Source organism: Sphingobacterium sp. UBA6320 (assembly GCF_002440335.1).
Taxonomy (GTDB): Bacteria; Bacteroidota; Bacteroidia; order Sphingobacteriales; family Sphingobacteriaceae; genus Sphingobacterium.
This window is the reverse complement of record NZ_DJTA01000010.1, coordinates 193,760-200,851: the sequence shown is the minus strand read 5'-3', so window position 1 is coordinate 200,851 and position 7,092 is coordinate 193,760. Positions and strand designations below refer to the sequence as shown.

Annotated in this window: 8 protein-coding genes; 4 read left to right on the top strand and 4 right to left on the bottom strand. The window is 33.1% G+C overall.

The annotated features are described in order from the left end of the window. A partial coding sequence (locus tag B3P23_RS06770; RefSeq protein WP_293925185.1) for a hypothetical protein occupies positions 1-543 on the bottom strand: 543 nt, incomplete at its 3' end. 510 nt (positions 544-1,053) lie between these two features. Here B3P23_RS06770 and B3P23_RS06765 point away from each other — a divergent pair. From B3P23_RS06765 to B3P23_RS06755, 3 genes are all read left to right on the top strand, one after another. After that, entirely contained in the window at positions 1,054-1,245 is a 192-nt protein-coding gene (locus B3P23_RS06765) for a hypothetical protein (RefSeq protein WP_045753954.1), read from the top strand. Between the two features lie 54 nt (positions 1,246-1,299). Then, positions 1,300-2,055 (top strand): Ku protein, encoded by a 756-nt coding sequence (locus tag B3P23_RS06760; RefSeq protein ID WP_045753955.1) that lies wholly within the window; start codon positions 1,300-1,302, stop codon positions 2,053-2,055. A gap of 191 nt (positions 2,056-2,246) precedes the next feature. Continuing rightward, on the top strand, positions 2,247-3,203 hold the full coding sequence (locus B3P23_RS06755) for an alpha/beta fold hydrolase (protein ID WP_293925183.1): 957 nt from the start codon (positions 2,247-2,249) through the stop codon (positions 3,201-3,203). Between the two features lie 9 nt (positions 3,204-3,212). Here B3P23_RS06755 and B3P23_RS06750 read toward each other — a convergent pair whose 3' ends face one another. Both B3P23_RS06750 and B3P23_RS06745 read right to left on the bottom strand, forming a co-directional pair. Beyond that, positions 3,213-4,280 carry a DUF4476 domain-containing protein gene (locus tag B3P23_RS06750; RefSeq protein ID WP_293925181.1) on the bottom strand — a complete coding sequence of 356 codons (1,068 nt, stop codon included), beginning with the start codon at positions 4,278-4,280 and terminating at the stop codon, positions 3,213-3,215. A 122-nt stretch (positions 4,281-4,402) separates the two neighbouring features. Beyond that, positions 4,403-4,741, bottom strand: a complete 339-nt coding sequence (locus B3P23_RS06745; RefSeq protein WP_248753453.1) for a winged helix-turn-helix transcriptional regulator — start codon at positions 4,739-4,741, stop codon at positions 4,403-4,405. 119 nt (positions 4,742-4,860) lie between these two features. Between B3P23_RS06745 and B3P23_RS06740 the strand changes: the two genes are divergently transcribed. Further along, positions 4,861-6,273, top strand: coding sequence for an MFS transporter (locus tag B3P23_RS06740; protein WP_293925179.1), 1,413 nt, complete (start codon positions 4,861-4,863; stop codon positions 6,271-6,273). A 100-nt stretch (positions 6,274-6,373) separates the two neighbouring features. On the opposite strand, the gene B3P23_RS06735 is transcribed toward B3P23_RS06740, so the two are convergent. Further along, complete coding sequence (locus tag B3P23_RS06735) at positions 6,374-7,051, bottom strand: YceI family protein (RefSeq protein WP_248753451.1); 678 nt, start codon at positions 7,049-7,051, stop codon at positions 6,374-6,376. Positions 7,052-7,092 lie beyond the last annotated feature (41 nt).

Sequence of the window (7,092 nt, the reverse complement as noted above, 5' to 3'; positions counted from 1 at the left end):
ATTATTATTATTATTATTATTAGAAATCAAATTTTTCCCTAAATAACTTTCATTTATAAGTTTAGAAGATTCATCTTTATCAAGATAAAATGACACTTTTTTAAAATTATCATAGTAAGCCTTATTTCCATATAACAATAACACACATACAATCACAACTGAGAATCCAATAGCAACTGCATAACTATGGATAATTAGAGGTGTATCTGCACTTAACATAAAATGTATAAACAGCAAAAATACAAATGTAAACAGTATTGAAAAGAATGGTTGCCATTTGATAATACCAGATTTTGCATTTTCTTTTTGATTTGATCTAAGGATATAGGAATAAAATAATGTGATCAATGCTACTAAAATAGCAGCCTTAAAGGTTATCATAAACATGTCTAACAAAAAATATGGGATTTTAGTAAACTCGTATGAAACAATTTGATCAAAACATTGTATAAAAAATATACCAATAGCAACAGCAGTAGCACTGACAAGTATGTAGCAACAAAAAGATCTCACACCAAGATTATTTTTAATTAACTCTCTCATCAAGTATGATTTTTATTGGTTATATAAATTTATTACTTTTTTATTTAAGAATGAAATAAAAAATATAGATTAAGCAATATTTCTTGATAGTCAAAAAGGTCAATATAAATTTAACTAGTCATCCGCTCTTTTCAATCAGGTTTTAGAAAAAACATAAGATGACCACATCAAATACTACTACTATCTGTTAGATATCCTATCATAACAGATTAACCCCACTCATTAAGAAAATATATTGATCATAAATATGATCATACACTACACAAATTTAAAATATCCGTTTTCCAATACATATCAATAGTTTGTGTATAAACAAAAAACGTATCGGGGGAGCATCCATCACTGTATCAGCACATTCACCTTGTACCAATAAAAATATATCCGTACATGAATTCGTAATTTTTAAAACTATTTGCTTATCAATATGTTATATTAAATAAACTGTTTTATATTTTAAATATCACAGGATATCACTAAACAATAAAACTCACAACATTTAAATGTAAAGCTATGAACAACACTGATTTAGATTCTGCTCAAATGCCAGATGGCTACCTCGATAAAGTATATGATTCTGCATTGGAAATTGCAAGAACAGAAGGCTACATCGAAGGAGAAAGACATTTAAGAGAGGCCCTGACACAATTTCCAGAATACATCGATTCACTTCTTAGAAAATTGAAACAAACCTGCTCTATGTAGAGTCAGAAAATTATAAAACACATTTTTATCCCTAAACATCAAAGTACATCACATATGCGTGCAATATGGACCGGAGCTATAGGATTTGGACTTGTCAATATACCTGTGAAATTGTATAGTGCAACTGAAAGTAGTAATTTGGATTTTGATATGCTTGATCGTAAAGACCAAGCGAACATTAAGTTCAAAAGAGTCAATGAAAAAACAGGAAAAGAGGTTATTTGGAAAAATATTGTAAAAGGATATTTCCTTAAAGATCATTATGTACTCTTAGAAGATGCTGATTTTGAAGAAGCAAGTCCAGAAAAAAGTAAGATTATAGCCCTCCATGCATTCGTACAGCTAAATGACATTGACAGTATTTATTTCGATACACCCTATTATTTAGAACCCCAAAAAGGTGGAGAAAAAGCCTATCAATTGCTCGAAAAAGCATTAGAAAAAAGTAAAACAGCTGGCCTTGGCTCATTCGTCATGCGCAATGTGGAACACTTAGCTATTGTGAAACCATACAAAGGAAGCTTACTGATCAATAAAATACGTTATGAACAGGAGATTCGGTCTATCGATGAATTGAAATTGCCAGCTAATGTTAAAATTAAGAAAGAGGAAATGGATATGGCTCTTCAGCTCATCAAACAACACAGTACAGCATTTGATATCAGTAAATATAAAAATGAATATACTCAAGATTTAATAAAAATTATTCATCAAAAAGATAAAGGAAAACGAGCATCGATCAGAAAGATAAATATCGACGATACAAAAGCTAGTGATTTGCTAGCAAGATTAAAAGCAAGTCTTGCCTAGTTCTCAAACTATCTGTATGTAAGACTCATGGATCCTTCATCGCATATCCATGAGCACTAATCACTATTTTTAATAAAAAATAACCTTTATATTAGATCAGTATTAACTGATGTTGTATTTTACAATAAATAAAAATAGAGCATTTGAAAAAGAAGATTCATTTAAGGAATAAACCGAACGAATTTAAAAATATGATCCACTCAGAATCCAGCTTCCACGAGATTATAGATCTTAACGGAAGTAAACATGACATTTTCAAGACCCTATATTTTCCAACAGAAAAAGAAGCAAAAGCCACAATACTAATTTTACATGGTATGCAAGAGCATAGCGGTAGATATGATGATTTCGCACGCTTTCTGGCAGCAAAAGGTTTCTTGGTTATGACATACGATCATATAGGCCACGGACGCTCTGTAAAAAATAAAGGTGCCCTAGGTTATATACAACGTCAGAATCCCGGTGTCCGACTCGTAGACGACGGTATTGAAATGGCGCAGCTGCTCGCAAATCAATATCCCCATCTACCACATTTTATTATCGGACATTCGATGGGATCATTCATCACAAGGTGCATTGTACAAGAAATAGGAAATTTATTTTGCGGTGTAGTGCTTATCGGTACAGGCACGATGGATCAAGCTGCCATTATAGGCGAAAGACTTTTAGGGCTTTTAAATAAAATACTTCCTAAACGGAAGTCCACTTTAATTAATTATTCATTCGGAGCATTCAATAACCTAAAATTTAAAGATGAGCCTAATCAAAAAAACAGTAATTGGCTCAGTTTAGCCAAAGAAAACCGAGATCATTTTATCGCTGACACCTTATGTGGTATCCCATTTTCAAATAACGCCTTCTATGCAACCGCATATGTCGCCAATCGAGGTAGCGGTCCAAACTGGACAGATCATATTCCGACCACACTTCCATTTCTTTTAGAAAGCGGTGAAGAAGATCCGATCGGTAATTTTGGAAAAGGGGTAATTAAAACTGTACAAGATCTTACTACACATGGAAACAATGACGTAAAATATCACCTATATCCTAAGATGCGCCATGAACTCCTCAACGAATCAATTAAAGATGAAGTATACCAAGAAATTGTACTATGGCTTGATAGCAAACTACATTCACCAAATACTTAAATTAAAACCCTATTTCTGATTTCTAACAAAAGCAGTAAATTTATTTTTATAATCTAAAAATGTAAACTCATCTAATAAGATCGCATAATTACGCTTATCGAGACAATTTGGATAGAGCTTTTGCGCCGCAGACAATTTCCCCTGGTCCCAGCTCAGTTCTTTGAGAATTCTCTTAATAGAAGTTACAGGAAATGCTACCTTTTCACTTACAGTTGCCAATATTTTCAATTTATCTTCGTCAAAACCACTTTGACTCATCATTTTAATCAAACTATTCAATTCAACCTCACTCATTCTTTCGAGATATTCACTATCAATTGGTTGATTTTTAATAAAATCCAACAATTTATTCTTGCTGTCGCCAAAAGAAAACTGATCAGTAAGCAACATATAGTTCCTTTTTTCAGGACAATTTGCATATGCCATTTTGGCAAAAGCAAGCTTACCCTCATCCCATGAAAACCTTTTTAGTACATCTTTGATCTGATTCAGTGAGAAAGAAACCTGCGAAGTAGACATACTAGCGATTTTTAACTTATCATTATCAAATCCACCTTGATCAATCGTTTTCAAAAAAGCATTAAATTCGGATACTGTCATTTCATCCCCATAATAGGTTTCATGACCATATTCATACTCCGATTCAGAATCAACGATCTGCTTCGGTCTTCCATAAGCAAATACCTGAGCAGCTCTAGGATTAGGAAGATGATTATCTGCAGGAAACATGGCATATAGTGTCAAGCTACGCATGCGATTACTTCTGATACTGTTTGCTAGATACGTTAAATCCAAAAATTCTCCATCTTCATTCAATACGGAAACTCCTTTTTTCGAGAGTGAAGATTTCACTCTACCGACAAATTCAACTTGAAGATCATAAAGATGATCCTTCAATTGTTCAACACGCACCTGTTTTGAAGGTTGGTCATTGTATTGAATACCATTGATAAACAAATAAAATGGATCACGATCCGAGAAGATGGTTACATTTCCCCCACTGCCTATTCTATTTTGACTATAAGTCAAACTAAAGCAAAACAAGAATATGGCGATTATATATGATTTCTTCAACATAATAATAATTTAGATGATGCTCTTTTGACAAGCATAAATGGAAAAGGATTAAAAGACGTGTATAACTATTATATTTCCGATCACTCCAATCAGATAGCATCATATTAAATGACATTCCTGATTTAAAGCTGTATTTCTTTGTATTCCACCCACCATTGGTCCAGCATCTCAATAACTGGCAATAATGTTTTCCCCATATCACTTAATTTATATTCAACCCGAGGAGGCGATTCTGGATAAACTTTGCGACAAATAATACCATCCCTTTCCAATTCTCGCAATTGCATGGTCAACGTCGTCTGCGCAATATCTTCCATTTCCCTTTTCAACTCACCAAATCTTTTTGGACATTGTTGCGCAATAGACTTAATAAGCAAAACTTTCCATTTTCCACCTATAATTTTAAAGATACCGTTGACATCGCAACAACTCCCAAAATTTTTTATATTTTTTTCTTCCATAATTGTCTTATACTGAGTATGAGTACATAAAACTATACTTAGTATACTTATTATAACTACTTGATAACGAAAAGTGACACCCTTAAATTTGCTTGCTAAAATTAACAAAAACTTTTAATATGCAGCTTCAGATCAGAGATATACTTAAAATATCGATCCTCTCTACAGGGATATTTCTATTCGTTATCGACTTATTTATCATCAATGTTTCCCTACCCTCTATACAAGAGACACTGCAACTTACTACAAGTGAAACCCAATGGATCATTATTCTATATGTAATTGGCTATGCAAGTTTATTAATTTGTTCTGGAAATGCAGGTCATTACTATGGTAGAAAAAAAATATACCTCATCGGTATGCTTGGTTTTACGACTTCATCCCTCATCTGTGCGCTATCAAACACAGTATATCTATTACTATTTGGGAGACTTTTACAAGGTATAAGTTCAGGTCTTATGGTGCCACAAGGCATCGCATTGTTAACCTTCTTATTTAAAGAACAAGAAAAACGTTCATTGGCATTAGGCATTTATGGTAGCGTTGCTGGAGTAGCGTCTATCTTAGGTCAACTGCTGGGAGGTATCCTTCCAGATCAGACCTGGATCGATGAAAGCTGGCGATTGATATTTCTCATCAATATTCCTATTGGTATTTTTGCTTTTTTTATGGCCTATTTAACCATTCCCACTACCCAAGCACAACCAACATTACACATCAACTTGATATCCATGTTTCAATTGTTTGGAGTACTCATTTGTTTAATCTGTCCTTTGATATTAGGACCTGAGTTACATTGGCCCCTATGGATTATTATCTTATTAAGCACTTCTATACTCTTCATACTTTATTTTCTGAAACAACAGAAAAATCAATACGATCTTGGTCATGCTACCCTAATTAATTTCTCGCTTTTTAGCAATAAAATTTTTAATTTAGGCTTAGGTGCCGCATTAGCTTATTACATGGTACAAGATGCTTATTTCATTATAAATTCTAATTATTTACAGGCATATAAGCACTTTACACCTACCATGACAGGTATTGCATTTGTATATCAAGGAATAGGCTATGTTATTGCCAGTGTGATAGTAAGTCGTTTTATTCAAAAAAACGGCAAAAAGATCATCCTTATCGGATTAACCATGATGGTAATTGCATTAATAGCACATCTTTTCATTTACAATCAAAGCAAAGTTTCTATTCAACAACTTCATGGAATATTGTTCTTTTACGGCTTAGGTTGCGGAACTGTACTGCCTTCTTTAATGACCATCGCTTTAAAGGATTTAAATACAGATCTTACTGGGATAGGTTCTGGTATTTATCTGACCATACAACAAATTGCTATTTGCTTAGGCATTGCGTTAGTGTTAGGTATATATTTACATGACCAAAAAGAAACATTCTTACAAATGAAAAATCTAACTCATGCTTATGGGCTTTCGACCCTTATTTCTATTGTCTTATTATTAGGAGTAGCAATTTTCACTATATTATTACCCAATAAAAAAGACAAAATTGGACATTAAATAACCAACAAATAGTATAAATATTGTTAGTGATTCGATTTTGATCATATCCAATCATTAAAAACACGCTTTAAAAAATTAAAGCGTGTTTTTTAATGGCTTATTTTTTTGCAGTGATATTCAATTCCATATCTACTTCCTGAGAAATCATCCAATCCTTCGGATCACCCTCAGTACCGTAAGCTAATCCCCAATCTTGTCTGTTGATCGTAAATTTAGATTGAACACTTACTTCATTATCTGTTACATTTACTTTTGCAGGAAACGTAACATTTACAGTCTTATCTTTAATCGTTAAATTTCCGCTAATGATATTTGTTGCATCAGCAATTACACTCTTATCTTTGGATGCGTCAAAAGCAGTTACACTTGTGATCTCAAATTTAGCTGTAGGGTATTTTTCTACTTCAAAGAAATCACCAGTTTTCAAATGCCCATCTAAGTCAGCAGAAGTTTTGCCACCTGATTTTGCAGGATCTACCGAACTTTTATCTGTAACTACAGAATTCATATCAATAACAAAAGATCCACCAGTAATTGCACCTTCTTCAAGAGATACAGTCCCTTCACTTTTTAAAGTACCAAATCTTGGATCAAAACCACCTTTGTGGTATCCTTTCCATTTAATGGTACTAACAGCTGTATCAACTGTAAAAGTTTCTCCCTTTTGTTCAGCTACTTGCTGCTCTGTTCCAGTTTGTGCTTTGTCTCCATTAGCGCCACCACATGAGGCTAATATGACAGAAGCCAATACGGCTACGATTGATAATTTTTTCATTTTTTTATAATTTTATTAATTAAATACACTGCAAAGATAAC

Excerpts from the sequence above, each read along its gene's own strand:
- B3P23_RS06750 (WP_293925181.1), bottom strand. The coding sequence starts at position 4,280 with ATGTTGAAGAAATCATATATAATCGCCATATTCTTGTTTTGCTTTAGT.
- B3P23_RS06765 (WP_045753954.1), top strand. The coding sequence starts at position 1,054 with ATGAACAACACTGATTTAGATTCTGCTCAAATGCCAGATGGCTACCTC.
- B3P23_RS06745 (WP_248753453.1), bottom strand. The coding sequence starts at position 4,741 with ATGGAAGAAAAAAATATAAAAAATTTTGGGAGTTGTTGCGATGTCAAC.
- B3P23_RS06740 (WP_293925179.1), top strand. The coding sequence starts at position 4,861 with ATGCAGCTTCAGATCAGAGATATACTTAAAATATCGATCCTCTCTACA.
- B3P23_RS06760 (WP_045753955.1), top strand. The coding sequence starts at position 1,300 with ATGCGTGCAATATGGACCGGAGCTATAGGATTTGGACTTGTCAATATA.
- B3P23_RS06755 (WP_293925183.1), top strand. The coding sequence starts at position 2,247 with ATGATCCACTCAGAATCCAGCTTCCACGAGATTATAGATCTTAACGGA.
- B3P23_RS06735 (WP_248753451.1), bottom strand. The coding sequence starts at position 7,051 with ATGAAAAAATTATCAATCGTAGCCGTATTGGCTTCTGTCATATTAGCC.